Source organism: Streptomyces davaonensis JCM 4913 (genome assembly GCF_000349325.1).
GTDB lineage: Bacteria > Actinomycetota > Actinomycetes > Streptomycetales > Streptomycetaceae > Streptomyces > Streptomyces davaonensis.
Genome location: NC_020504.1, coordinates 7,924,210 through 7,947,902, shown reverse-complemented (window position 1 = coordinate 7,947,902; position 23,693 = coordinate 7,924,210). Strand labels below are relative to the sequence as shown.

The window sequence follows — 23,693 nt, the reverse complement described above, 5'->3', positions numbered from 1 at the left end:
GCCGAGTGGGTTGATCGACGGGTGCGGGCCGGTGGGGGCTGGTCGCGCAGTTCCCCGCGCCCCTTGGGTGGCTACCAGCTCGGCGGACTCGCTATGGAACGTGCCAGGACGTCGTCCAGGACCTGTGCCGTCTGTGGGACGTCCAGTTGGGAGTTGTCGATGATCGGCAGCCCCGAGCCGTACCAGCCCGCCATGCGGCCGTGGATGCGGGCGACCTCCTCGTCGGTGAGGCGGCGGTTGCCCGAGCGTTCCGCGTTGCGTTCCAGGACGATTTCGAGGCCCGGGAGGAGGACCACCGGGAGGAGGCCGGGGCCTACGTGGCGTTTCCAGCCGCCGAGGCCCACTACCGGGCGGTCGGGGAAGACGGCGTCGTCGAGGATGCAGGAGATGCCGTTGGCGAGGAAGTTGCGGGCGGCGAAGCCGCAGGTGCGGCGGGCCAGGCGGTACTGCGCCTCGGAGTGGTCGTTCCAGCCGGTCTGGGGGTCGGCGAAGCCGGAGCGGACCCATTCGCGGACGTCGTCGAGGCTGATGTGGGCCGTGGGCACCCGGCGGTGGTCGGCCCAGTACTTGGCGACGCTGGTCTTTCCGGCGCCGGCCGGGCCGATGAGCAGCACCGCGAGGGTGGTGGTGGCCGGGTCGGGCGCGGCCGGGGTGGTCGGCATGGCGACCGGGCCGCCGGGCGGCAGCGGCACATGGCCGGTGGTGTCCGGGGCGTGGTGCGGCGTGACCTGGTGGGGGGCGGGTGGCACGGAGCCCGGAGGCGGTGCGGTGAATCCCGGGGGCGGCGGGGGCACCGGGGCGGCACCCTGGTGCGGGCCCTGGTGTTGTGCGGCCGGGGACCAGCCGACGGCCGGTCCGTGCCCCGGCTGGTGGGGCGGCAGCGGAGAACCCACTGCGTGCTGCATCCGGTGCCACTCCATCTCGTACGGGCCAGGGGCGCTGGCAGCGAGGCCCGGCCCCGCTCCCTACCGAACGGTACCGCCCCCGGCCGCCGTTTGGTGAACGGCCGGAGGCGGTCGGAAGTGCCCATTCCCACAGGAAAATCGGGCGTACGACGCCCTGGCGGACTTACTGGCCCACTTCTCCGTACGCGGCCAGCAGCACCGCCGGATCCGGTCCCTCCATGACGGTCGGCTTGGCCAGACCGTCCAGGACGATGAAGCGGAGCAGATCGCCGCGGGACTTCTTGTCGACCTTCATGGTCTCCAGCAGCTTGGGCCACTGGTCGTAGCGGTAGTGCAGCGGAAGACCGACGGCTTCGAGGATCGTGCGGTGCCGGTCGGCCGTCGCGTCGTCCAGCCGTCCGGCCAGGCGCCCCAGTTCGGCGGCGAAGTGCATGCCGACGGCCACCGCGGCGCCGTGGCGCCACTTGTAGCGCTCGTTCTTCTCGATGGCGTGGCCGAGGGTGTGGCCGTAGTTGAGGATCTCGCGCAGGCCCGCCTCCTTCAGGTCCGAGGAGACGACCTCGGCCTTGACGCGGATGGAGCGCTCGATCAGCTCGGCGGTGTGCGGGCCTTGCGGCGTGCGGGCGGCCTCGGGGTCGGACTCGATGAGGTCGAGGATCGCCGGGTCGGCGATGAAGCCGGCCTTGATGACCTCGGCGAGCCCGGAGACGTAGTCGTTGACCGCCAGGGAGTCCAGCGCGGCCAGGTCGCACAGGACGCCGGCGGGCGGGTGGAAGGCGCCGACGAGGTTCTTGCCCTCGGCGGTGTTGATGCCGGTCTTGCCGCCGACGGCCGCGTCCACCATGGCGAGGACCGTGGTGGGGATCGCGATCCAGCGCACCCCGCGCAGCCAGGTGGCCGCCACGAAACCGGCGAGGTCGGTGGTGGCTCCGCCGCCGACGCCGACCACGACGTCGGTGCGGGTGAAGCCGGACTGGCCGAGCGCCTTCCAGCAGTAGGCGGCGACCTCGGCGGTCTTGGCCTCCTCCGCGTTCGGTACCTGGATGGCGACGGCCTCGTAGCCCTGCCCGGCGAGGTCGGCGCGCAGCGCGTCGCCGGTGTCCGCGAGCGCCTCGGGGTGGATCACGGCGACGCGCTTGGCCTTGTCGCCGATCAACCCGCCCAGTTCGCCCAGGAGCTGACGGCCCACCAGGACCTCGTACGGCTCACTGCCCGCCGTGCCGCCGACCTGGATCCTCGTCACTGCCTCACTCATGCGTCCTTCAACTCCAGTGCGTCCAGGGCGGCTTGGGTTACCTCTTCGGGCGTACGGCCATCGGTGGCGACCACGGCCGTGGCGATCTGCTCGTACAGGTGCCGCCTGGCCTCCATCAGCTCGCGCCACTGCTTGCGCGGGTTGACCGCGAGCAGCGGGCGGGCGGCGTTCAGGCCGGTGCGCTTGACCGCCTCCTCGACGTCCATCGAGAGGTAGACGACCCGGAGCCCGGCGAGGGACGCACGGGTGTCCTCGTCGAGGATCGCGCCGCCGCCCAGGGCGAGGATGCCGTCGTGCTCGGCAAGGGCCCGGCGCACCGCCTGCTTCTCCATCGCGCGGAAGGCGGCCTCGCCCTCGTCGACGAAGATCTCGGCGATCGACCGGCCCTGCTCGGCGACGATGTCGTCGTCGGTGTCCCGGTAGCCGACCCCGAGCCGCTCGGCCAGCAGCTGCCCGACGGTGGACTTGCCCACTCCCATCGGGCCGACCAGGACGACCACCGGCGCAGCGCTCATCGGATGGCCAGGTTGTCGAGGTACGACTGCACGTTGCGGCGGGTCTCGGGGACGCTGTCGCCGCCGAACTTCTCCGCCACCGCGTCCGCGAGGACGAGGGCCACCATGGCCTCGGCGACGATGCCTGCGGCCGGGACCGCGGAGACGTCGGAGCGCTGGTGGTGGGCCTGTGCGGCCTCGCCGGTGGTGACGTCCACGGTCTGGAGAGCGCGCGGCACGGTCGCGATCGGCTTCATCGCGGCGCGGACCCGCAGCAGCTCACCGGTGGTCAGACCGCCCTCGGTACCGCCGGAGCGGCCGGAGACCCGCTTGATGCCCTCGGGCGTGTTGACGATCTCGTCGTGCGCCTTGGAGCCGGGCACCCGCGCCAGCTCGAAGCCGTCGCCGAGCTCGACGCCCTTGATCGCCTGGATGCCCATGAGGGCTCCGGCGAGCCGGGCGTCCAGCTTCCGGTCCCAGTGCACGTGCGAGCCGAGGCCCACGGGCACGCCGTAGGCCAGGATCTCCACCACGCCGCCGAGGGTGTCGCCGTCCTTGTGGGCCTGGTCGACCTCCGCGACCATCGCCTTCGAGGTGTCGGCGTCGAGGCAGCGCAGCGGGTCGGCGTCGAGCTTGTCGACGTCGGCAGGGGTCGGGTAGACGCCCTGCGGGGCCTTGACGGAGCAGAGCTCGACGACATGGCTGACGATCTCGATGCCGGCCGTCTCCTTGATGTACGACCGCGCCACCGCGCCGAGCGCGACGCGGGCCGCCGTCTCACGCGCCGAGGCGCGCTCCAGGATCGGCCGGGCCTCGTCGAAGCCGTACTTCTGCATGCCCGCGAGATCCGCGTGGCCGGGGCGCGGCCGGGTCAGCGGGGCGTTGCGGGCGAGTCCGGCGAGGATCTCCGGGTCGATGGGGTCGGCCGACATGACCTGCTCCCACTTCGGCCACTCGGTGTTCCCGACCATGATGGCCACCGGGGAGCCGAGGGTGAGGCCGTGCCGGACGCCGCCGAGGAAGGTGACCTCGTCGCGCTCGAACTTCATCCGCGCACCGCGGCCATAGCCGAGCCGGCGCCGGGCCAGGTGGTCCGCCACCATCTCCGTGGTGATCGGCACGCCGGCCGGGAGGCCCTCCAGCGTCGCCACGAGTGCGGGGCCGTGGGACTCCCCCGCGGTCAGCCAGCGCAACCTGCTCAACGATGCTCCTCAGTGCTCGCGCCCTGGTACTGCCCTCCGTACGCGTGTCCTCGCGTACGGCTACGGCTTGACCAGGTGCGCGGCCCCGGCCCGCCACAACCGATCCTCCCACGTCCCGGATCCGTCCCTGGCCGCCGGTCCATCAGTCGGACGCGAATGTGTCAGCCCGCGACGCGGCTGCGCCATCAGGCGGTGCCGTCCTCCGGGCGCCGCTGCGGGGCGTACGCGCCCAGGTAGTCGGCGCCGCTGCCCTGGTCGTACTGCGCTGCCGCGGGGACCGGCTGGGCCTGGGCCTGGCGCAGGGCACGGCGGTGGGCGACCTTGTTGCGCAGTTTGACGATCCAGGTCGCGAGCACGGCCAGGATGATCAGCACGAGCACGGTGTTCTGGGCCCAGTCGGGCAGGAACCACAGCATGCTCTCGAAGATCTGGCTCTTCGCGGACGCCAGCGGCTGGACAGTGGACATCGTTCGTCGTTCCCCTCCTGGCCCCGCCCCCTGCGGAACCGGAGTGGATCTTAGCGGGCGTCGAGCGCGTGTTCGCCCGCTTTCCGCATGGCGTCCAACGGGGCCGGAGCCCGTCCGGTCATCTGCTCGACCTGGAGCACCGCCTGATGCACCAACAGGTCGAGGCCACTGACCACAGCGCCGCCGTACGCGGACCAGCGCGCGGCGAGCGTCGTCGGCCACGGTTCGTACAGCACATCGAAGAGCGTGGCGGGCCGCTCCGGAACGGCGGCGGCGAGCTCGTCCGTCGTACCGGCCGGAGTGGTGGCGATGACCAGGGGCGCGCGGAGCGCCTCGGCGGCGTCGGACCAGTCCGCCGTACGCACCTCGATGTCGAGGCGTTCGCCCCACTGGCGCATCTCCGCGGCACGGGCGGCGCTGCGGACGTAGGCCACGACCTCGCCGGTGCAGATCCGGGCGAGGGCGGCCAGGGCGGAGGAGGCGGTGGCACCGGCGCCCAGGATCGCGGCGGAGTCGACCTGTTCGATGCCGCGTTCGCGGAGGGCCGCGACCATGCCGGGGATGTCTGTGTTGTCGCCGAGCCGGCGGCCGGCGTCGGTGAACACGACGGTGTTGACCGCCTCGACCGAGCGGGCCGTCTCGCTGACCTCGTCGAGCAACGGGATGACCGCCCGCTTCAGCGGCATGGTCAGCGACAGCCCGGCCCACTCCGGACCGAGCCCGTCGAAGAAGCCGGGCAGCGCGTCCTCGTCCACGTCGAACCGGTCGTACGTCCAACCGGTCAGCCCCAGCTCCTCGTATGCGGCGCGGTGCAGCACCGGGGAGAGGGAGTGGGCGATGGGCGAGCCGAGCACCGCGGCCCGACGGGCGTCAGTGCCCTGAACTGTCATGGAACCTGTTTCCTCAGTCCTTGCTACCGCGATGCGTTGAACTCGTCGACGAGCTCTTGGTGCTCGGCGAGCGTCTTGGTGAACTTGCTGGTCTTGCCGTCGAGCGAGATGAAGTAGTACCAGCCGTCGTCCGTCGGCTTCAGTGCGCCCTTGAGCGCGTCCTCGCCGGGGTTGTCGATCGGGCCGGGCGGCAGGCCCTTGACGAAGTACGTGTTGTAGGGGTTGTCGTACTGCTTCAGCTCGGCGATCGTCAGGTCGATCTTGCTCTGGTTCTTCACGTAGTTGTACGTGGAATCGAACTCCAGGGCGCCGTACGTCTGCGGGTTGCCCGGCTTGAGGCGGTTGTAGATGACCTCGGCCATCTTGCGGAAGTCCTCGTGGCTGGTGCCCTCGGCCTGGACGAGGCTCGCCACGGTGAGGAGCTGCCAGGGGTCGTCGAGGCCGACGCTCTCGGCCTTCTTCTCCAGGCCCATCTCCTCGTAGGTCTCGGCGGCCCGGGTGACCATCTGCTTGAGGACGGCCTCGGGCTTCTGCCCCTTGGTCACCGGATAGCTGGACGGGTAGAGGAAGCCCTCCAGCGGATCCTTGACGTTCTCGTGGTTCTTCGCCCAGTCGGGCAGGCCGAGGCTCTTCGCCTTCTCCTTGGCGACCTTCGCCGTGGTGCCCTTGTCGAGTTCGAGGCGTGAGTCGATCAGCTCGTAGACCGCGACGTTGCGCGTGCCCTCGGGGATGATCAGGTTGTTCTGGCTCTCCGGGCTGAGCATCAGATCGACCGCGCTGTCGGCGGACATCTCCTTCTCCAGGGTGTAGACCCCCGCCTGGATGGTGTTGCCCTTGGGGTTCTGCTGCTGGGCGGAGACGAACGCGTCGACGCTCTTGACGACGCCCTTGGCCTTGAGTTCCTGACCGATGGCATAACCACCGGCACCCTTGGGGATCTCTACGGTGACCTGCTCGCCATTGCCGCTGCCCGTGTAGTCCGGCGCGTCGCCGAAACGATCCTGGTAAAACTGATACCCGAAATATCCGACACCTGCGACGCCGCCGCCGAACACCAGCAGCACCACCAGACAGGCGCATCCGCTGCGGCGTTTCTTGGGCTTGCCACCCCGGCCCCGCCGGTCGCCCCGGCCCCCCGACCCGTCGTCGAGGTCGTCGTCATCGTCGTCGCGGCCCGAGAAGAAGGCGTGTTCGCCTTGGTCGGGACCCGGGTCCCAGTCGGTGCGCGGCTCCGGCTCGGCCCGTCGTCGGCTCGGCGGCTCCGGTGGCGGGTACGCCTCGGGCGTGCCGTAGTAGTCCGGCTGCTGCTGCCCGCCGTAGGTGGCGGCCTGCTGGCCGTAAGGATCCTGCGGGTCGTTGTACGGGACCTGCCCGTGCGTGCCGGTGCCCCAGCCGTTGTTGTCGTAGCCCTGCTGCTGGTATCCCTGGCCCGTGTACTGCTGCTGGCCGTACTGCTGGTTCTGCCCGTGGCCCTGCTGGCCGTATGCGGCCTGCTGACCGGTACCCCAGTCGCCGTACTGCTGCTGCGGCTGCTGCGGCTGCTCCGGATAGTGCTGTGGCTGGCCGCCGTAGGGGGACTGCTGACCCTGCTGGGCCTGCTGTCCTCCCCATCCACCGTCCCCGTAGTACGGGTCCTCGGGATGCCACGGTTCGGAGCCTTGGCCCCGGCCATACTCAGTCATCGATCCCCTAGAGCCGCGAGGCGGCGGTCGCGCGGCGTCCTGCCCGGCTTCCGATCCGCCTCTCTTTGTGCGGCAGCTGTTCGAACACCGCCGCATCGCGCGGAACGTTACCGTATCGCGATCAGATGACCACTTCGACGCCCTCGCCGGGTGCTTTACCTGACACCCGTTCGGATTCCAGGGCCTGCTGGAGGATGATCACAGCGGCTGCCTGGTCAATGACCGATCTGCCCTTTTTCGACTTCACCCCGGAAGCACGCAGTCCCTGACTGGCCGTCACCGTGGTCATTCTCTCGTCCACGAGCCGCACCGGCACGGGGGCGATGCCCTTGGCGAGCTCCTGGGCGAAGCCGCGGACCTTGACCGCGGCCGGGCCCTCGCCCCCCTTGAGGGAGCGCGGGAGTCCGACGACGACCTCGATCGGCTCGTACTCCTCGACCAGCTGCTTCAACCGGCGCTGGGCCGCGGGGACATCCCGGCCGGGGACCGTCTCCACCGGGGTGGCGAGGATCCCGTCGGGGTCGCACGAGGCGACCCCGATGCGGGCGTCCCCGACGTCGATGGCGAGCCGACGTCCTCTGCGCATTACTTGGCCGTCTCCCCGACCAGACGCTCCACGGCGTCCACGGCCTCGCCGATGGCGGCCGGGTTCTGGCCGCCGCCCTGGGCGACGTCCGGCTTGCCGCCACCGCCGCCGCCGAGGGTCTTGGCGGCCGTACGGACCAAATCGCCGGCCTTCAGACCGCGCTCGCGGGCGGCCTCGTTGGTGGCGATGACCGTGAGCGGCTTGCCGTTGACGGTGGTGAACAGGGCCACCACGGCGGCCCGGCCGCCCTGGATGCGACCGCGCACGTCGAGCACGAGCTTGCGCAGGTCGTCGGCGGTGGTGCCGTCCGGGACCTGGCCGGTGACCAGGGCGATGCCCCGGACGTCCTTGGCGGACTCGGCGAGACCGGCGGCGGCCTGGAGCACCTTCTCGGCGCGGAACTTCTCGATCTCCTTCTCGGCGTCCTTCAGCTTGCCGAGCATGGCGGAGACCTTCTCCGGGAGCTCCTCCGGGCGGCCCTTGATCAGCTCCTGGAGCTGGGCGACGACCGTGTGCTCACGGGCGAGGAAGTTGTAGGCGTCGACGCCGACGAGGGCCTCGATACGGCGCACACCCGAGCCGATCGAGGACTCGCCGAGCAGCTTGACCAGACCGAGCTGGGCGGTGTTGTGCACATGCGTGCCGCCGCACAGCTCCTTGGAGAAGTCGCCGATGGTCACGACGCGGACGCGCTCGCCGTACTTCTCGCCGAACTCGGCGATGGCGCCCTGCTTCTTGGCCTCGTCGATGCCCATGACGTCGGCGCGGACGTCCAGGTCGCGGGCGAGCACCTCGTTGATCTTCTGCTCGACGTCGGTCATCACGGCCGTGGGCACGGCGGACGGCGAGCCGAAGTCGAAGCGGAAGCGGCCGGGCTGGTTCTCGGAACCGGCCTGGGCGGCCGTCGGGCCGAGGGCGTCGCGCAGCGCCTGGTGGGTGAGGTGGGTGGCCGAGTGGGCGCGGGCGATGGCCTTGCGGCGGAAGTTGTCGATGGAGGCCTGGGCCTTGGCGCCGACGGTCACCTCGCCGACCTGGACGACGCCCTTGTGCACGTAGACGCCCGGGACCGGCTTCTGGCAGTCGCGGATCTCGATGACGGCACCGGAGTCGGCCTTGATGCGGCCGGTGTCGCCGATCTGGCCGCCGCCCTCGGCGTAGAACGGGGTGCGGTCGAGGACGATCTCGACCTCGTCGCCCTCGGTGGCGGCCGGGGAGGAGACGCCGTCGACGAGGATGCCGACGATCGTGGACTCGCCCTCGGTGTCGCTGTAGCCGATGAACTCGGTCTCACCGGCGCTGTCGGCGATCTCCCGGTAGGCGCCCATGTCGGCGTGGCCGGTCTTCTTGGCCTGGGCGTCGGCCTTGGCGCGCTCCCGCTGCTCCTTCATCAGGCGCCGGAAGCCGTCCTCGTCCACGGACAGGCCCTGCTCGGCGGCCATCTCCAGGGTGAGGTCGATCGGGAAGCCCCAGGTGTCGTGGAGCAGGAAGGCCTTGTCGCCGGCGAGGACGGTGCCGCCGGCGGCCTTGGTGTCGCCGACGGCGGTGTCGAGGATGTTGGTGCCGGCCTTCAGCGTCTTGAGGAAGGCGTTCTCCTCGGCGAGGGCGACCTTCTCGATCCGCTCGCGGTCGGTGACCAGCTCCGGGTACTGCTGGCCCATCATCGCGATCACGGTGTCGACCAGGTCGTTCACGACCGGTCCGGTGGCGCCGAGGAGGCGCATGTTGCGGATGGCGCGGCGCATGATGCGGCGCAGGACGTAGCCACGGCCCTCGTTGCCCGGGGTGACGCCGTCGCCGATGAGCATCACGGCGGTGCGCATGTGGTCGGTGACCACGCGCAGGGAGACGTCGGAGCCATGGGCGTCGCCGTAGGCCACGCCGGTCAGCTCGGTGGCCTTCTTGATGACGGCCATGGAGGTGTCGATCTCGTACATGTTCTGCACGCCCTGAAGAATCATGGCGAGCCGCTCAAGACCGAGGCCGGTGTCGATGTTCTTGCTCGGCAGTTCTCCGAGGATCTCGAAGTTGTCCTTGCCGATGCCCTCGCCCCGCTCGTACTGCATGAACACGAGGTTCCAGATCTCCACGTACCGCTCGTCGTTGACGGCGGGGCCGCCCTCGACGCCGAACTCGGGGCCGCGGTCGTAGTTGATCTCGGAGCAGGGGCCGCAGGGTCCGGGAACCCCCATGGACCAGTAGTTGTCCTTCATGCCGAGGCGCTGGATGCGCTCCTTCGGCACTCCGACGACCTCGTGCCAGATGCGCTCGGCCTCGTCGTCGTCCTTGTAGACGGTGATCCAGAGCTTCTCCGGCTCCAGGCCGTAACCACCCTTGTCCTGGGGGCTGGTGAGCAGCTCCCAGGCGTACTTGATGGCGCCTTCCTTGAAGTAGTCGCCGAAGGAGAAGTTGCCGCACATCTGGAAGAACGTGCCGTGCCGGGTGGTCTTGCCGACCTCTTCGATGTCCGGCGTGCGCACGCACTTCTGCACGCTGGTGGCGCGGTCGAAGGGCGGCTTGACCTCGCCCAGGAAGTAGGGCTTGAAGGGCACCATGCCGGCCGGGACGAGGAGCAGAGTCGGGTCGTCCGCGATGAGCGACGCCGAAGGGACGACGGTGTGCCCGCGCTCCTCGAAGAAGCTCAGCCAGCGGCGGCGGATCTCAGCCGACTCCATCAGTGGTCCTCATTCCGGTTGTACGAGTACGTCGTGTTGTCGATGACGTACGTTTTCGGCTTGGTGCGGTTCTCGATCGCGGCGTGGCGCCGCGGCGCGGGGAGTTCGGGGTCCGCGTGGATGCCCAGCGCGTCCTCCAGCTCGGCCTCCCGCTGGGCCATGTTGTCGCGGACGTCGAGCGCGAAGCCCACGGCGCGGTCCTTGAGCCGGTTGCCCGCCTCCAGCGCCTTGTTGGCGGCCTGGGTGGCCAGGTGCTCGGGGGTCAGCTGCTTCAGTTTGCGGTTGACCTTGGTGGTGGCCCACACACCGGCCGCGACGCCCGTGGTGAACCAGAAGCTACGGCGGAACATCGCTGGATCAGCCCTTCTTCCGCTTGCTCCGCCGTGCGGCCGGAACGGTGCGGCCCACGATCACGGTACGCCGGGGTTCTCGCACGGGCACGTCGTCCTTGCGGCCCGCAATGGCCCGGCGCACGCCGTAGCCGAAGGCCGCGACCTTGACCAGGGGGCCGCCGAAGGTGGAGGCCACCGTGGTGGACAGCGCGGAGGCGTTGGAGGTGACCTCCTGGACGTCGGAGGCGATGGCGTCGACCCGGTCGATCTGGGTCTGCGCCGAGCGCACCGCCGAGGAGGCGTCCGCCAGGAGCGGCACTGCCTGCTCGGTCACGTCCGCGACCAGCTTGGTGGTCGCCCTGAGCGTCTGGGCCAGCCTCACCAGTGCCACGGCGAGGAAGGAGACCAGGATCGCCCAGAACACGGCCACCAGGATCCCGGCCACCTCTCCACCGGACACTGTGTGCACCCGCTCCCTGAAACGCGCCCCAACATCGAAAAGTCGTGGACCGAGCCTATCGCGCCGGGCATGGGGCTCCGTACCGGATTACCGCCCGCCGGCGCCCGAGTTGCGCGAAGCGATTGTACGGAGTGAATACGCTTCAGTACGCTCCGTGTCCCATGCGGGATGGACAGGGTGAGGACACCCCGGTGGCCGGCAATCTGCCTCTGGAACTCGACGCGTTCGTCGGGCGTACGGCCGAGCTCGCGGGGCTGGCCGATGCGCTCGACGGGACGCGGCTGGTGACGGTGACCGGCGTGGGCGGGGTGGGCAAGTCCCGGCTGGCGGCGCGCGCCGCCGCCCGGTCGGTGCCGCCGGACGGGGTGTGGCGGGTGGAGCTGGCGGCGGTGCGCGATCCCGAATTCGTCGACCACGCGGTGGTGGCGGCGCTGGGGCTGACCGACCACACCACGCGCCCGCCGCGCGAGACGCTCCTGGACCGGCTCGCCGAGCGTGAACTCCTGCTGCTTCTGGACGGGTTCGAGCATCTGGTGGAGTCCTGCGCGGAGCTGGTGACCGAGCTGCTGGGCCGGGCGCCGGGGCTGCGGGTGCTCGCCGTGGGCCGCAGACCGCTCTCGGTGGCGGGTGAGCGGCTGTTCCCGCTGGCGCCGCTGGGCGAGGACGAGGCGGTGGAGCTGTTCACGGACCGGGCTGCCCTGCACGGGGTGGAGGTCGCGGGCGACGCGGACGTACGGGAGCTGTGCCGTCGGCTGGACGGGCTCCCGCTGGCCGTGGAGCTGGCGGCCGGCCGGCTGCGGGCGCTGTCCCCCGGGCAGCTGCTGGCCCGGCTCGACGACCGGTTCCGGCTGCTGACCCGGGCCGGCGGGGACTCGCCGTGGCGGCATCGGACGCTGCGTACGGCGATCGGCTGGAGCCATGAACTGTGCACGCCCGAGGAGCGGTTGCTGTGGGCGCGGCTGTCGGTGTTCGCCGGGCGCTTCGACCTGGAGGCGGTGGAGTACGTGTGCAGTGGGCACGGTCTGCACTCCGACGAAGTGCTCGACGTGCTCTCGGAACTCCTCGCGCAGTCGGTGGTCTCCCGCGAGGAGACCGGCTCGGGGGTGCGGTACCGCATGCTCGACACCGTCCGGGCCTACGGCGCGGAGTGGCTCACGGCCACCGGTGACGCGGAGCGGCTGCGGCGCCGGCACCGCGACTGGTATCTGGGCCTGGCGACCTGGTGCGAGCTGGACTGGTTCTCGCCGCGCCAGTCCGAGGTCGCCGCGCGCATAGAGGCGGAGCTGCCGAATCTGCGCAGTGCGCTGGAGCACTGTCTGTCCGAGCCCGACGAGGCGCATCTGGGCCAGCTCCTCGCGGGCTCCCTGTGGTTCTACTGGGTCGGCTGCGGGCGGCTGTCGGAGGGGCGGCACTGGCTGGACCAGGCCGTGCGGCTGGACTCCGGCCATGAGGAGTCCCGGCTGAAGGCCCTGTGGGTGCTCGGCTATGTGGCGATCCTCCAGGGCGACACGGTCGCCGCGCTCGCGGCCCTGCACGAGTGCGGCGAGGCGGCGGAGCTGTCGGTGAACGAAATCGCGGCCGCCTACGCCGAGCACCGCACCGGCTGTCTGGCCCTGGTCAGCGACGACATGGCCGGTGCTGAAGCGTTGCTGCGCTCGGCGCTGGACCGCTACGAGGAGATCGGCGAGCTCAACAGCAACGTCCTGATGGGGCAGGTGGAGCTGGGGATGACCCGGGCCTTCCAGGGCGATCTGGCCGAGGCGGTGCGGCTGTGCGAGGACGTGCGCCGGGTGTGCGAGGACCACGGTGAGCGCTGGGCCCGGTCGTACGCGCTGTACGTGTTGGCGTACGCGGCCTGGCGCGAGGACGATCAGGGCCGGGCGCGGGAGCTGCTGACGGACTGTCTGGGCAGCGCGCACTCCTTCCACGATCTGCTGGGCTCGGTGCTCACGGTGGAGCTGCTGGCCCTGGTCACCGTGACCGAGGGGGACGCGGCGGAGGCCGCGGTGCTGCAAGGGGCGGCCGGTCGGATGTGGCCCTCGGTGGGGCTGCCGCTGTTCGGCTCGGCCTACTACAACGCCCCGCACGAGCTGTGCGAGGCCATGGCCCGGGAGCGGCTGGGCGAGGAACGGTACGAGGAGTGCGTACGGGCCGGTGCCCTGCTGGACCGGGAGGCGGCGGTGACCCGGGCGCTGGGTCTCGGTCGGCCGACGGCGCAGGCGCTGGAGGCGCTGCCGATGCCGCGCGGGCCGGTGCGGCAGACCAAGGTCACCCCGGACACGCAAGAACCCGCCGCCTCGCCCACCCGGAAGGGCGGGGAGACGGCGGGCTGAGGCGCAGGTGTCCTACGGCCGCTGAAGGATCAACGGGCGTAGTACTCGACGACGAGCTGCTCGTCGCAGATCACCGGGATCTCCTTGCGGTTCGGCTCACGGTCCAGGCGGAACGCCAGGGCCTTGAGGTTCACCTGGAGGTAGCGCGGGGTCTCGCCCTCGGGGGCGAAGCCGCCCTCACGGGCGATGGAGAAGAGGGTCTTCTCGCGGCTGCGCTCGCGGACCATCACGACATCGTCGGGACGGACGCGGAACGACGGCTTGTCGACCTTCTGGCCGTTGACCTCGATGTGGCCGTGCACGACCATCTGACGGGCCTGGTAGATGGTGCGGGCGATGCCCGAACGCAGCACCAGGGCGTCGAGACGACGCTCGAGCTCGATGATCAGGGCCTCACCGGTCTTGCCCTGAACCTTGGAGGCACGCTCGTAGGCGCGGACGAGCTGACGCTCGGACACGTCGTACTGCGCACGCAGACGCTGCTTCTCCAGCAGACGGACCTTGTAGTCCGAGTTCTGCTTGCGGCCGCGGCCGTGCTCACCCGGCGGGTAGGGACGGGCCTCGAAGTACTTGACGGCCTTCGGGGTCAGCGCGATGCCGAGGGCACGCGACTTCTTGACCTTGGGGCGGGACTGGTTCGCCACAATCTCTCATTTCTTGGTGTTCGGCTTGTCAGTGTTGGTGGGAGGTCGCATCCGCAGCCGGGGAAACCCTTGGGCCCATGGGCCTGCCGGGCAGCCGCTCCCCTGGTCTGGGCACATACGTGCAGCACGCGAGTGGCCCACCGGCCGGTCCCGTCCTGCGACGGAATGGTGGTGGGCTGCCCGCGACACCGATCGACGGTGCGCGACGCTCCTGGAACCCCCGGAGGGGCTCCGGCTGGATGTCCCGCTCTGACTGCGCGGGACTCAGCACTTCGGAGCAGTTTACAGGGTGCTCAGGACCGCCTGCGACCGAGGTGCTTCCTGGTCCACTCCACCGCGTCCGCGTACCGCGCCTCCGTGCCGTGCCGGGTCGGGGCGTAGTACTCGCGGTCCTTCAGGGCGTCCGGGGCGTACTGCTGCTCGGCGATGCCCTCGGGCAGGTCGTGCGGATACACATATCCCTGCGCGTGCCCGAGCTTGGCGGCGCCCTTGTAGTGACCGTCCCTGAGATGCGGCGGCACGGCCCCGGCCAGCCCCTTGCGTACGTCCTCCAGGGCGGCGCCGATCGCGGTCGTCGCGGAGTTGGACTTCGGGGCCAGGGCGAGGGCGATGGTGGCGTGGCTGAGGGTGAGGGCGGCCTCGGGAAAGCCGATCATGGCGACGGCCTGGGCGGCGGCGACCGCGATGGGCAGGGCGTTCGGATCGGCGAGGCCGATGTCCTCGCTGGCGGAGATCATCAGGCGGCGGGCGATGAACCGGGGGTCCTCGCCGGCCTCGATCATCCGGGCCAGGTAGTGCAGGGCGGCGTCGACGTCGGAGCCGCGGATGGACTTGATCAGGGCGCTGGCCACGTCGTAGTGCTGATCGCCGTCGCGGTCGTACTTCACGGCGGCGCGGTCGACGGTCTCCTCCAGGGTGGTGAGGGAGATCGCCTCCTCGCCCTTGTCGAGGGCGGCACCGGCGGCGGCCTCCAGGGCGGTCAGGGCGCGCCGGGCGTCGCCGCCCGCGATGCGCAGGAGGTGGTCCTCGGTATCGCCGGGGAGGGTGACGGCGCCCTTGAGGCCGCGCTCGTCGGTGCGGGCCCGGTGCAGAAGGCCCCGGAGGTCGTCGTCCGTGAGGGGTTCGAGGGTCAGCAGCAGGGAGCGGGACAGCAGCGGGGAGATGACCGAGAAGTAGGGGTTCTCGGTGGTCGCCGCGATCAGGGTCACCCAGCGGTTCTCCACCGCCGGGAGCAGGGAGTCCTGCTGGGCCTTGCTGAAGCGGTGGATCTCGTCGAGGAAGAGGACGGTCTCCTTGCCGAAGCCGCCGGTGGCGCGGCGCGCGCCCTCGATGACCGCGCGGACCTCCTTGACGCCCGCGGTGATCGCGGACAGCTCCACGAAGCGCTTGTTGGTCGCCTTGGAGACGACGTACGCCAGGGTCGTCTTGCCGGTGCCGGGCGGGCCCCAGAGGATCACCGAGGAGGGTCCGGCGGGGCCGCCACCGGACTCGCCGACCAGTCTGCGCAGCGGCGAGCCGGGCTTGAGCAGGTGCTGCTGGCCCACCACCTCGTCGAGGGTGCGCGGGCGCATCCGGACGGCCAGGGGGCTGGCGGCCGGGTCTTTCTCCTGGCGTTCTTCCGCGGCGGCGGTGAACAGGTCGGGCTCCACGCTGAAACCCTAAATCACGGCACTGACAATGCCCTCGGGCCGGTCAGCTCGTCCAGAAGTCCCACCAGCGGGTCATGATCAGGATGCCGATGACCCCGATGTGCAGCACCGGGAGCACCCAGGTGAACTCGCCGAAGAAGCTCTTCAGCCAGCGCGGGGCGGGCAGGAAGCCGTTGCGCACGTTGAACGAGGTCACGTACCAGAACATGATGATCGTCGCGACCCAGGCCAGGGAGCACCACAGGCACAGGGCGCCGATGCGGTACAGCGACTGGAACATCAGCCAGGCGCAGAAGCTCACGCCGAAGAGGGTGCCGGCGTTGAAGGTGAGCCAGTACCAGCGCGGGAAGCGGGCGCGGGTGAGCAGGCTGACGCCGACGCAGATGACGATGCCGTAGGCGACGAGGCCGAGCATCGGGTTGGGGAAGCCGAAGACCGACGCCTGGTCGCTCTCCATGACGCTGCCGCAGGAGACGACGGGGTTGAGGCTGCACCCGGGGACGAAGGTCTTGCCCTCGACCTTGGCCTCCAGCAGCTTGAACTTGTCGATCGTGATGACCCACGCCGCGAGCAGTCCGGCGGCACCGGTGATCATCAGCATCAGCGCGAAGGCGACACTGCTGCCTTCCTTGCGTGGCGCCTCGACGGTGCGCTCCGGTTCGGGCTCGGTGGAGACGTCTTTCACTGTCGTCTTGCTCATCACGCCGATTCCGTCTGCTTGAGAGTTGGACCTTCTTCGAGCAGGGGCCATTGTGCCGCACCTGGGCCCCAATCCACCGTTCGCTGGACATAAGGAGGTACGGACGATCGTCCCTGAACGTTCGGTTCCGGCCGAGGCTCGACGCGTGACAGCACAGACGAGCGAACTCGCTGTGGACGTACGAGCACTGCGCAAGCGGTACGGCGATCTCCGCGCGGGAGAGGTGTTCGGCCTGCTCGGACCCAATGGCGCGGGCAAGAGCAGCACGGTGGAGATCCTCCAGGGCAACCCGGACCGCGTCGTCGCAGGGCACGCGTGCGTGGCGTTCACGTGTCGGAATCGTCCGGCAGGACGAATCCGCGCCCGCGGAGTTGACGGTCCGCGAGACATGAAGAGGGCGCCGGGCGGCGAGTGCCCGGCGCCCTCTTCCAGGCGCGTCAGCCGAGCTTGGACTCCAGCTCGGCCACGATCTCGTTGACGCCGATCGCCGTCTGCTCGCCGGACTCCATGTCCTTGAGCTGGACGACGCCTTCGGCGAGGTCGCGTTCACCGGCCACGACGGTGTAGCGGGCGCCGCTGCGGTTGGCGTTCTTCATGGCGCCCTTCAGGCCCTTGGCGCCGTAGGAGAAGTCCGCCGCGATGCCGACCTTGCGCAGCTCCGTGACCTTGGCGAAGAGCACCCGGCGGGCCTCCTCGCCGAGCGGGACCGCGAACACGCTGGTGGTGGAGGGGAGTTCGAGCTCGACGCCCTCCGCCTCCAGCGCGAGGACGGTGCGGTCGACGCCGAGGGCCCAGCCGACGGACGGCAGCGCGGGGCCGCCGATCATCTCGGACAGGCCGTCGTAGCGGCCGCCGCCGCCCACCGCGGACTGGGAGCCGAGACCGTCGTGGACGAACTCGAAGGTCGTCCGCGTGTAGTAGTCCAGGCCGCGCACCAGCTTGGCGTCGTCCTCGAAGGCGACGCCCGCGGCCGTGATCAGCTCGCGGACCTCCTCGTGGTACGCCTTGCAGGCGTCGCACAGGTAGTCGCGCAGCAGGGGCGCGTCCCCGAGCTGCTTCTGGACCGACTCGCGCTTGTCGTCGAGGACGCGCAGCGGGTTGATCTCCGCGCGGCGGCGGGTGTCCTCGTCGATGTCCAGGCCGCCCAGGAAGTCCTGGAGCGCCGCGCGGTAGACCGGCCGGCACTCCTTGTCGCCCAGGCTGTTGAGCAGGATGCGGAAGTTGCTCAGGCCCAGCGAGCGATACGCCTGGTCCGCCAGGATGATCAGCTCGGCGTCCAGCGCCGGGTCCTCGGCGCCGATCGCCTCGGCACCGACCTGGGAGAAGTGGCGGTAACGGCCCTTCTGGGGGCGCTCGTAGCGGTAGTACGAGCCGGAGTACCAGAGCTTGACCGGGAGGTTGCCCGCCTTGTGCAGGTTGGCCTCCAGCGCGGCGCGCAGCACGGAGGCGGTGCCTTCGGGGCGCAGGGCGAGCTTGTCGCCGCCCTTGGTCTCGAAGGCGTACATCTCCTTGGTCACGATGTCGGTGGACTCACCGACGCCGCGCGCGAACAGTTCGACGCTCTCGAAGCCGGGCGTCTCGATGTAGCCGTAGCCGGAGTTGCGCAGCGGCGCGGCGATCGCCTCGCGGACGGCCAGGAACTTGGCGCTGTCCGGCGGGATCAGGTCGTAGGTGCCCTTGGGGGCCTTGAAGGTGCTCACGGAAGGTCTCTCGTCACATTCCTCGTCGGGGAGCCTGCTGGGCTGCTCCCTGGCCGGCGGCCACCTGCCGCAGATACGGGTTGGTGGCGCGCTCCTGGCCGATGGTCGTCTGGGGGCCGTGGCCGGACAGCACCACGGTCGAGTCGTCGAGCGGCAGGCACACACGGGCCAGCGAGTCGAGGATCTCGGCCGGGTCACCGCCTGGCAGGTCGGTGCGTCCGATGGAGCCGGCGAACAGCAGGTCGCCCGAGAACAGGATCGGCGGGATGTCCGCCGCCTCGGGCAGGCCGAAGGTCACCGACCCCTTGGTATGGCCCGGTGCGTGAGCGACGGTCAGCTCGAGGCCCGCCAGCTCCAGCTTGGCGCCGTCGGTCAGCTCCTTGACGTCGTCCGGCTCCCCGATGGTCAGCTCGCCCATCAGCGGCATCCCGATGGAGCGGCCGAGCGCCCGCTCGGGGTCGCTCATCATGAACCGGTCCTCGGGGTGGATCCAGGCCGGTACGTCGTGCGCGCCGCACACGGGGACGACCGAGGCCACATGGTCGAGGTGACCGTGGGTGAGAACGACGGCGACGGGCTTGAGGCGATGCTTTCTGACCGCTTCCTCGACACCTTCGGCGGCCTGATGGCCGGGGTCGATGATCACGCACTCCTCACCGGCGGCGGGGGCGACGAGATAACAGTTCGTCCCCCAGGCCCCGGCGGGGAACCCGGCAATGAGCACGATCGTCCTTCGTTGTGTCGGTTCGGGTGACAAGTCGGTGGGCTGCGCCTGAGGTCAGAGCCTACCGGCGCTGCCGATTCCTCAGCGAACCCATATACGGTACGGGGCACACGCAGACGCATACAGACGCTTGAGGAGACAACCCCGTGGTCAGCCAGGAACAGCGGCGGCGTCAGCTCGCCCGGGAGAAGTTCTTGCGGCAGCAGCAGCGGCGCACGGACGCGCGGCGCAAGTCACGCACGCGCAACGCGGTGATCGCGTCGGCGATCGGCGTCGTCCTCATCGGCAGCCTCGGGCTCTACACGGCGGGCGCCTTCGACGGGGACGACGGCAAGTCGAACGCGGGCGCGGAGGTCACTCCGAGCGCAACGCCGACCAGCAAGGTCCCGGACCCGTGCGAGAAGGCGGCCAAGGGCGAGGTCGAGACCATGAGCTGGAAGAAGGAACCGGCCATGACCATCGACAAGTCCGCGGACTACACGATGAAGCTGTCGACGACCTGCGGCGAGATCGACATAGCGCTCAAGGCCTCGGCCGCCCCGCACACGGTGAACTCGTTCAACTTCCTGCTGAACAAGGGCTACCTGGACCACACCAAGTGCCACCGGCTGACGGACAGCGGCATCTGGGTCCTCCAGTGCGGCGACCCGACGGGCACCGGCACCGGCGGGCCGGGCTACACGATCCCGGACGAGAACCTCAAGGACAAGGACGTCAAGGGCGACGTCTACCCGGCGGGCACGGTCGCGATGGCGAACCAGTTCAACGCCCAGACCGGTGAGGGCAAGGACTCCGGCGGCAGCCAGTTCTTCCTCGTCTACCAGGACAGTCCGCTGCCGGCCAACTACACGCCGTTCGGCACCGTGACCGAGGAGGGCATGAAGGTCCTCAAGAAGCTCTCCGCCGCGGGAGCACAGGCCGCGGACCCCACGACGGGCAACACGGCGCCCAACGCGACCGTGGTGATCAACAAGGCAACTGTCAGCAAATCCTGACCCCCCAACTGCGAAATTTCGGTCGCGCGGGATGCGGACAGGCAACCCGCCGGTCGCCTATGTTGGCCGTGACGAAACTGTGGACGATGCTCGGGGGCGCTGAAGCCCCTCGCAGGCATCATGTGGAGGAGGCGCTGTGAGCAGCGACCCGTGGGGCCGCGTCGATGAGACGGGGACCGTGTACGTGCGTACGGCCGACGGCGAGCAGGTCGTCGGTTCCTGGCAGGCAGGCTCCCCCGAGGAGGCGCTGGCCTACTTCGAGCGCAAGTACGAGGGCCTGGTTGTCGAGATCGGCCTCCTCGAAAAGCGGGTGAAGACCACCGACCTGTCGGCGAAGGACGCCCAGGTGGCGATCGACCACATCCGCGAGCAGGTCGACGCGCATCACGCGGTCGGTGACCTGGACGCGCTGCGGCAGCGTCTGGACAAGCTCGTGGAGACCGTCGACAAGCGTCGCGAGGAGCGCAAGCAGCAGCGCGCGAAGCAGTCCGACGAGGCTCGGCACGCCAAGGAGGCGCTGGTCGTCGAGGCGGAGGAGCTGGCTCAGTCCGACCAGTGGCGGGCGGCCGGTGAGCGGCTGCGGGCGCTCGTGGACACCTGGAAGGGGCTGCCTCGGCTCGACCGCAAGTCGGACGACGAGCTGTGGCATCGCTTCTCCCACGCACGCTCGGCGTTCTCCAAGCGCCGCAAGGCGCACTTCGCGGCGCTGGACGCGCAGCGCGAGGAGGCCCGCAAGACCAAGGAGCGGCTGGTCTCCGAGGCCGAGTCGCTGTCCGCGTCGCAGGACTGGGGTCCGACGGCCGCGCGCTACCGCGAGCTGATGGCGGAGTGGAAGGCGGCGGGCCGGGCCCAGCGCGAGCACGAGGACGATCTGTGGAACCGCTTCCGCGGCGCCCAGGACGTGTTCTTCGCGGCGCGCAGCTCGGTCTTCGCCGAGCGGGACGCCGAGCAGTCGGAGAACCTCAAGCTGAAGGAGGAGCTGGCCCACGAGGCCGAGAAGATCCTCCCGGTGACGGATCTGAAGACGGCGCGGGCGGCGTTCCGGTCGATCAACGAGCGCTGGGAGGCCATCGGCCATGTGCCGCGGGACGCCCGGCCCAAGGTCGAGGGCCGGATGCACGCCGTGGAGCGGGCGATCCAGGAGGCCGAGGAGGCCGAGTGGCGCCGGACCAACCCGGAGGCACGCGCGCGTGCCGCGGGTCTGACCGGTCAGCTCCAGGCCGCCGTGGACAAGCTCCGCGGCCAGATCGAGCAGGCGCGCGCCCAGGGCAACAACGCCAAGGCCGACAAGCTGGAGCGTGAGCTGGAGGGCCGCCAGGCCCTGCTGGACCAGGCGCTCAAGGGTCTCCAGGAGTTCGGCGGCTGAGACCGCATGTGAAAGGGCCCCGCACTTGAGGTGCGGGGCCCTTTCACATGCCTCTACGACCGGCTGCGCGCCGACGTCACGCGGTACACGTCGTACACGCCCTCGACGCCCCGGACCGCCTTCAGGACGTGCCCCAGGTGCTTGGGGTCGCCCATCTCGAAGGTGAAGCGGGAGGTGGCGACGCGGTCGCGGGAGGTCTGTACGGCCGCGGAGAGGATGTTGACGTGCTGGTCGGACAGGACCCGGGTGACGTCGGACAGGAGCCGGGAGCGGTCCAGCGCCTCGACCTGGATGGCGACCAGGAACACCGAGGACTGGGTGGGCGCCCACTCGACGTCGAGGATCCGCTCGGGCTCGCGGGACAGTGACTCCACGTTGACGCAGTCGCTGCGGTGAACCGATACGCCACTACCGCGGGTGACGAAGCCGATGATCGGGTCGCCGGGGACGGGCGTACAGCAGCGGGCGAGCTTGACCCAGACGTCGTCGACGCCCTTGACCACCACACCGGGGTCCTGGCTGCTGCGCCGCTTGCGGCTGCGGCCACGGGCGGGCGGGACCGCTTCGTCGATCTCCTCGGTGGCCGCCTCCTCGCCGCCGAGGGCCTGCACCAGCTTCTGGACGACGTTCTGCGCGGCCACATGGCCTTCGCCGATCGCCGCGTACAGCGAGGAGATGTCGGGGTAGCGCATCTCGTGCGCGAGGGTGACGAGGGAGTCGCCGGTGAGGATGCGCTGGATCGGCAGGTTCTGCTTGCGCATCGCGCGGGCGATGGCGTCCTTGCCCTGCTCGATGGCCTCGTCCCGGCGCTCCTTGGAGAACCAGGCGCGGATCTTGTTGCGGGCGCGCGGCGACTTCACGAAGCCGAGCCAGTCCCGGGACGGGCCCGCGCCGGCCGCCTTGGAGGTGAAGACCTCCACCAAATCGCCGTTGTCCAGGGTGGATTCGAGCGGGACGAGCCGGCCGTTGACCCGGGCCCCTATCGTGCGGTGGCCGACCTCGGTGTGCACGGCGTAGGCGAAGTCCACCGGGGTGGCACCGGCCGGGAGCGCTATGACATCGCCCTTGGGGGTGAAGACGAAGACCTCGTTGCGGGACAGGTCGAAGCGCAGGGACTCCAGGAATTCGCCGGGGTCCTCGGTCTCCTTCTGCCAGTCCAGGAGCTGGCGCAGCCACGCCATGTCGTTGAGGTGGTCGTCCTTGCCCTTGCCGGCCTTGGGCACGTCGGTGCGCACCTTGGAGGCGCCGGCGACGGCCTCCTGCTTGTACTTCCAGTGCGCGGCGATGCCGTACTCGGCGCGGCGGTGCATGTCGAACGTGCGGATCTGGAGTTCGACCGGCTTGCCGTTGGGGCCGATGACCGTCGTGTGCAGCGACTGGTACATGTTGAACTTGGGCATCGCGATGTAGTCCTTGAACCGCCCCGGAACCGGGTTCCAGCGGGCGTGGACGGTGCCCAGCGCCGCGTAGCAGTCGCGGACGGTGTCCACCAGGACGCGGATGCCCACCAGGTCGTAGATCTCCGCGAAGTCACGGCCGCGGACGATCATCTTCTGGTAGACGCTGTAGTAGTGCTTCGGGCGGCCGGTGACGGTGGCCTTGATGCGGGCCGCGCGCAGGTCCTGCTGGACCTCGTCGGTCACTATGGCCAGATACTCGTCACGCTTCGGCGCCCTTTCGGCCACCAGCCGGACGATCTCGTCGTACATCTTGGGGTAGAGGATCGCGAAGGCGAGGTCCTCCAGTTCCCACTTGATGGTGTTCATGCCCAGGCGGTGGGCGAGCGGCGCGTAGATCTCCAGGGTCTCGCGCGCCTTCTTCTCCTGCTTCTCGCGCTTGAGGTAGCGCATGGTGCGCATGTTGTGCAGACGGTCGGCGAGCTTGATGACCAGGACGCGCGGGTCCTTGGCCATGGCGACGACCATCTTGCGCACGGTCTCCGCCTGCGCGGCCTCGCCGAACTTGACCTTGTCCAGCTTGGTGACGCCGTCCACGAGCAGGGCGACGGAGTCGCCGAAGTCGCGGCGGAGCTGGTCGAGGCCGTACTCGGTGTCCTCGACGGTGTCGTGCAGCAGGCCCGCCATGAGCGTGGCCGGATCCATGCCCAGCTCGGCGAGGATGGTGGTGACGGCGAGCGGGTGGGTGATGTACGGGTCGCCGCTCTTGCGCTTCTGCCCGCGGTGCCAGCGCTCGGCGACCTGGTAGGCCTTCTCGATCTGGCGGAGGGTGGCGGTCTCGATCTTCGGGTCGTTGCTGCGCACTATCCGCAGCAGCGGCTCCAGCACCGGGTTGTACGGGTTGGAGCGCTGGACGCCGAGGCGGGCGAGACGGGCGCGGACGCGGTTGGAGGAGCCGGAGCGCGGCGGCTGGCCGGTGTTCGGGCGGACCGCGGGCGTGGCGGGGCGCTCGGGCGGGGCCGGCTTGGGGCGCGACTGGTCGGCCGACTTGCCCACGGGCGCGGACTGGGCGTGCTCGACCGGCCCGTGGACGTCCTTGCGCGTGTTCTTCGCGGTCGACGTGTCCGGCGCGGGCTTGGCCGCGGGGCCCGAGGCTGAGTCGGGCTTGGCGGCGGTCAGGTGCTGGGCCTCGTCTGGCAAGAGGGCTCCTCGTGCGCGATCCGGGTCCCCCGGTCAGGCT

The 23,693-nt window shown here is 70.2% G+C and carries 20 protein-coding genes and 1 pseudogene; 4 read left to right on the top strand and 17 right to left on the bottom strand.

What is annotated here, in order from left to right; genetic code table 11:
- Positions 1-71: 71 nt before the first annotated feature.
- The 11 genes from BN159_RS35190 to BN159_RS35140 form a co-directional block, all read right to left on the bottom strand.
- Positions 72-905, bottom strand: coding sequence for a Pro-rich N-terminal domain-containing protein (locus BN159_RS35190; protein ID WP_015661805.1), 834 nt, complete (start codon positions 903-905; stop codon positions 72-74).
- A gap of 163 nt (positions 906-1,068) precedes the next feature.
- Positions 1,069-2,160 carry a 3-dehydroquinate synthase gene (aroB, locus tag BN159_RS35185; RefSeq protein WP_015661804.1) on the bottom strand — a complete coding sequence of 364 codons (1,092 nt, stop codon included), beginning with the start codon at positions 2,158-2,160 and terminating at the stop codon, positions 1,069-1,071.
- Entirely contained in the window at positions 2,157-2,675 is a 519-nt protein-coding gene (locus BN159_RS35180) for a shikimate kinase (RefSeq protein ID WP_015661803.1), read from the bottom strand. The genes aroB and BN159_RS35180 overlap by 4 nt, the downstream gene beginning before the upstream one ends.
- Positions 2,672-3,856, bottom strand: a complete 1,185-nt coding sequence (gene aroC / locus BN159_RS35175; RefSeq protein WP_015661802.1) for a chorismate synthase — start codon at positions 3,854-3,856, stop codon at positions 2,672-2,674. Before aroC ends, BN159_RS35180 begins: the two co-directional genes overlap by 4 nt.
- 185 nt (positions 3,857-4,041) lie before the next feature.
- Positions 4,042-4,323, bottom strand: coding sequence for a hypothetical protein (locus BN159_RS35170; RefSeq protein ID WP_015661801.1), 282 nt, complete (start codon positions 4,321-4,323; stop codon positions 4,042-4,044).
- Positions 4,324-4,373: 50 nt separating this feature from the next.
- Positions 4,374-5,213, bottom strand: coding sequence for a shikimate dehydrogenase (locus BN159_RS35165; RefSeq protein ID WP_015661800.1), 840 nt, complete (start codon positions 5,211-5,213; stop codon positions 4,374-4,376).
- Between the two features lie 23 nt (positions 5,214-5,236).
- Complete coding sequence (gene mltG, locus BN159_RS35160; RefSeq protein ID WP_015661799.1) at positions 5,237-6,895, bottom strand: endolytic transglycosylase MltG; 1,659 nt, start codon at positions 6,893-6,895, stop codon at positions 5,237-5,239.
- 121 nt (positions 6,896-7,016) lie between these two features.
- The gene (gene ruvX / locus BN159_RS35155) at positions 7,017-7,481 is read right to left on the bottom strand and encodes a Holliday junction resolvase RuvX (protein WP_015661798.1); all 465 of its coding nucleotides are present in this window, start codon (positions 7,479-7,481) and stop codon (positions 7,017-7,019) included.
- Positions 7,481-10,153 (bottom strand): alanine--tRNA ligase, encoded by a 2,673-nt coding sequence (gene alaS, locus BN159_RS35150; RefSeq protein WP_015661797.1) that lies wholly within the window; start codon positions 10,151-10,153, stop codon positions 7,481-7,483. Before alaS ends, ruvX begins: the two co-directional genes overlap by 1 nt.
- Positions 10,153-10,503: a hypothetical protein gene (locus BN159_RS35145; RefSeq protein WP_015661796.1), complete on the bottom strand. Its 351-nt coding sequence runs from the start codon at positions 10,501-10,503 to the stop codon at positions 10,153-10,155. Before BN159_RS35145 ends, alaS begins: the two co-directional genes overlap by 1 nt.
- Before the next feature lie 7 nt (positions 10,504-10,510).
- The gene (locus BN159_RS35140; RefSeq protein WP_015661795.1) at positions 10,511-10,954 is read right to left on the bottom strand and encodes a DUF948 domain-containing protein; all 444 of its coding nucleotides are present in this window, start codon (positions 10,952-10,954) and stop codon (positions 10,511-10,513) included.
- 152 nt (positions 10,955-11,106) lie between these two features.
- Here BN159_RS35140 and BN159_RS35135 point away from each other — a divergent pair, with 152 nt between their 5' ends.
- Positions 11,107-13,278, top strand: coding sequence for an ATP-binding protein (locus BN159_RS35135; protein ID WP_041820320.1), 2,172 nt, complete (start codon positions 11,107-11,109; stop codon positions 13,276-13,278).
- Positions 13,279-13,307: 29 nt separating this feature from the next.
- Here BN159_RS35135 and rpsD read toward each other — a convergent pair whose 3' ends face one another.
- From rpsD to BN159_RS35120, 3 genes are all read right to left on the bottom strand, one after another.
- Positions 13,308-13,922: a 30S ribosomal protein S4 gene (rpsD, locus tag BN159_RS35130; RefSeq protein WP_015661793.1), complete on the bottom strand. Its 615-nt coding sequence runs from the start codon at positions 13,920-13,922 to the stop codon at positions 13,308-13,310.
- 293 nt (positions 13,923-14,215) lie between these two features.
- Complete coding sequence (locus tag BN159_RS35125) at positions 14,216-15,571, bottom strand: replication-associated recombination protein A (protein ID WP_015661792.1); 1,356 nt, start codon at positions 15,569-15,571, stop codon at positions 14,216-14,218.
- 43 nt (positions 15,572-15,614) lie between these two features.
- A complete protein-coding gene (locus BN159_RS35120) occupies positions 15,615-16,271 on the bottom strand; it encodes a vitamin K epoxide reductase family protein (protein ID WP_015661791.1) in 657 nt (218 codons plus the stop codon).
- Between the two features lie 145 nt (positions 16,272-16,416).
- Between BN159_RS35120 and BN159_RS44370 the strand changes: the two are divergent.
- Positions 16,417-16,660 (top strand): annotated as a pseudogene (locus BN159_RS44370) (ATP-binding cassette domain-containing protein); the annotation flags it as partial.
- 48 nt (positions 16,661-16,708) lie between these two features.
- Here the strand turns inward: BN159_RS44370 and hisS are convergent.
- Positions 16,709-17,971: a histidine--tRNA ligase gene (gene hisS, locus BN159_RS35115; RefSeq protein WP_015661790.1), complete on the bottom strand. Its 1,263-nt coding sequence runs from the start codon at positions 17,969-17,971 to the stop codon at positions 16,709-16,711.
- Positions 17,972-17,984: 13 nt separating this feature from the next.
- Positions 17,985-18,695 (bottom strand): MBL fold metallo-hydrolase, encoded by a 711-nt coding sequence (locus BN159_RS35110; protein ID WP_015661789.1) that lies wholly within the window; start codon positions 18,693-18,695, stop codon positions 17,985-17,987.
- A 146-nt stretch (positions 18,696-18,841) separates the two neighbouring features.
- On the opposite strand from BN159_RS35110, the gene BN159_RS35105 reads away from it, so the two are divergent.
- Both BN159_RS35105 and BN159_RS35100 read left to right on the top strand, forming a co-directional pair.
- The gene (locus BN159_RS35105) at positions 18,842-19,690 is read left to right on the top strand and encodes a peptidylprolyl isomerase (RefSeq protein WP_015661788.1); all 849 of its coding nucleotides are present in this window, start codon (positions 18,842-18,844) and stop codon (positions 19,688-19,690) included.
- Positions 19,691-19,826: 136 nt separating this feature from the next.
- Positions 19,827-21,056 carry a DUF349 domain-containing protein gene (locus BN159_RS35100; protein ID WP_015661787.1) on the top strand — a complete coding sequence of 410 codons (1,230 nt, stop codon included), beginning with the start codon at positions 19,827-19,829 and terminating at the stop codon, positions 21,054-21,056.
- Between the two features lie 53 nt (positions 21,057-21,109).
- On the opposite strand, the gene BN159_RS35095 is transcribed toward BN159_RS35100, so the two are convergent.
- The gene (locus BN159_RS35095) at positions 21,110-23,653 is read right to left on the bottom strand and encodes a RelA/SpoT family protein (protein ID WP_015661786.1); all 2,544 of its coding nucleotides are present in this window, start codon (positions 23,651-23,653) and stop codon (positions 21,110-21,112) included.
- Positions 23,654-23,693: the final 40 nt, after the last annotated feature.

Excerpts from the sequence above, each read along its gene's own strand:
- BN159_RS35190 (WP_015661805.1), bottom strand. The coding sequence starts at position 905 with ATGCAGCACGCAGTGGGTTCTCCGCTGCCGCCCCACCAGCCGGGGCAC.
- aroB (WP_015661804.1), bottom strand. The coding sequence starts at position 2,160 with ATGAGTGAGGCAGTGACGAGGATCCAGGTCGGCGGCACGGCGGGCAGT.
- BN159_RS35180 (WP_015661803.1), bottom strand. The coding sequence starts at position 2,675 with ATGAGCGCTGCGCCGGTGGTCGTCCTGGTCGGCCCGATGGGAGTGGGC.
- BN159_RS35170 (WP_015661801.1), bottom strand. The coding sequence starts at position 4,323 with ATGTCCACTGTCCAGCCGCTGGCGTCCGCGAAGAGCCAGATCTTCGAG.
- BN159_RS35165 (WP_015661800.1), bottom strand. The coding sequence starts at position 5,213 with ATGACAGTTCAGGGCACTGACGCCCGTCGGGCCGCGGTGCTCGGCTCG.
- mltG (WP_015661799.1), bottom strand. The coding sequence starts at position 6,895 with ATGACTGAGTATGGCCGGGGCCAAGGCTCCGAACCGTGGCATCCCGAG.
- ruvX (WP_015661798.1), bottom strand. The coding sequence starts at position 7,481 with ATGCGCAGAGGACGTCGGCTCGCCATCGACGTCGGGGACGCCCGCATC.
- alaS (WP_015661797.1), bottom strand. The coding sequence starts at position 10,153 with ATGGAGTCGGCTGAGATCCGCCGCCGCTGGCTGAGCTTCTTCGAGGAG.
- BN159_RS35145 (WP_015661796.1), bottom strand. The coding sequence starts at position 10,503 with ATGTTCCGCCGTAGCTTCTGGTTCACCACGGGCGTCGCGGCCGGTGTG.
- BN159_RS35135 (WP_041820320.1), top strand. The coding sequence starts at position 11,107 with ATGCGGGATGGACAGGGTGAGGACACCCCGGTGGCCGGCAATCTGCCT.
- BN159_RS35120 (WP_015661791.1), bottom strand. The coding sequence starts at position 16,271 with ATGAGCAAGACGACAGTGAAAGACGTCTCCACCGAGCCCGAACCGGAG.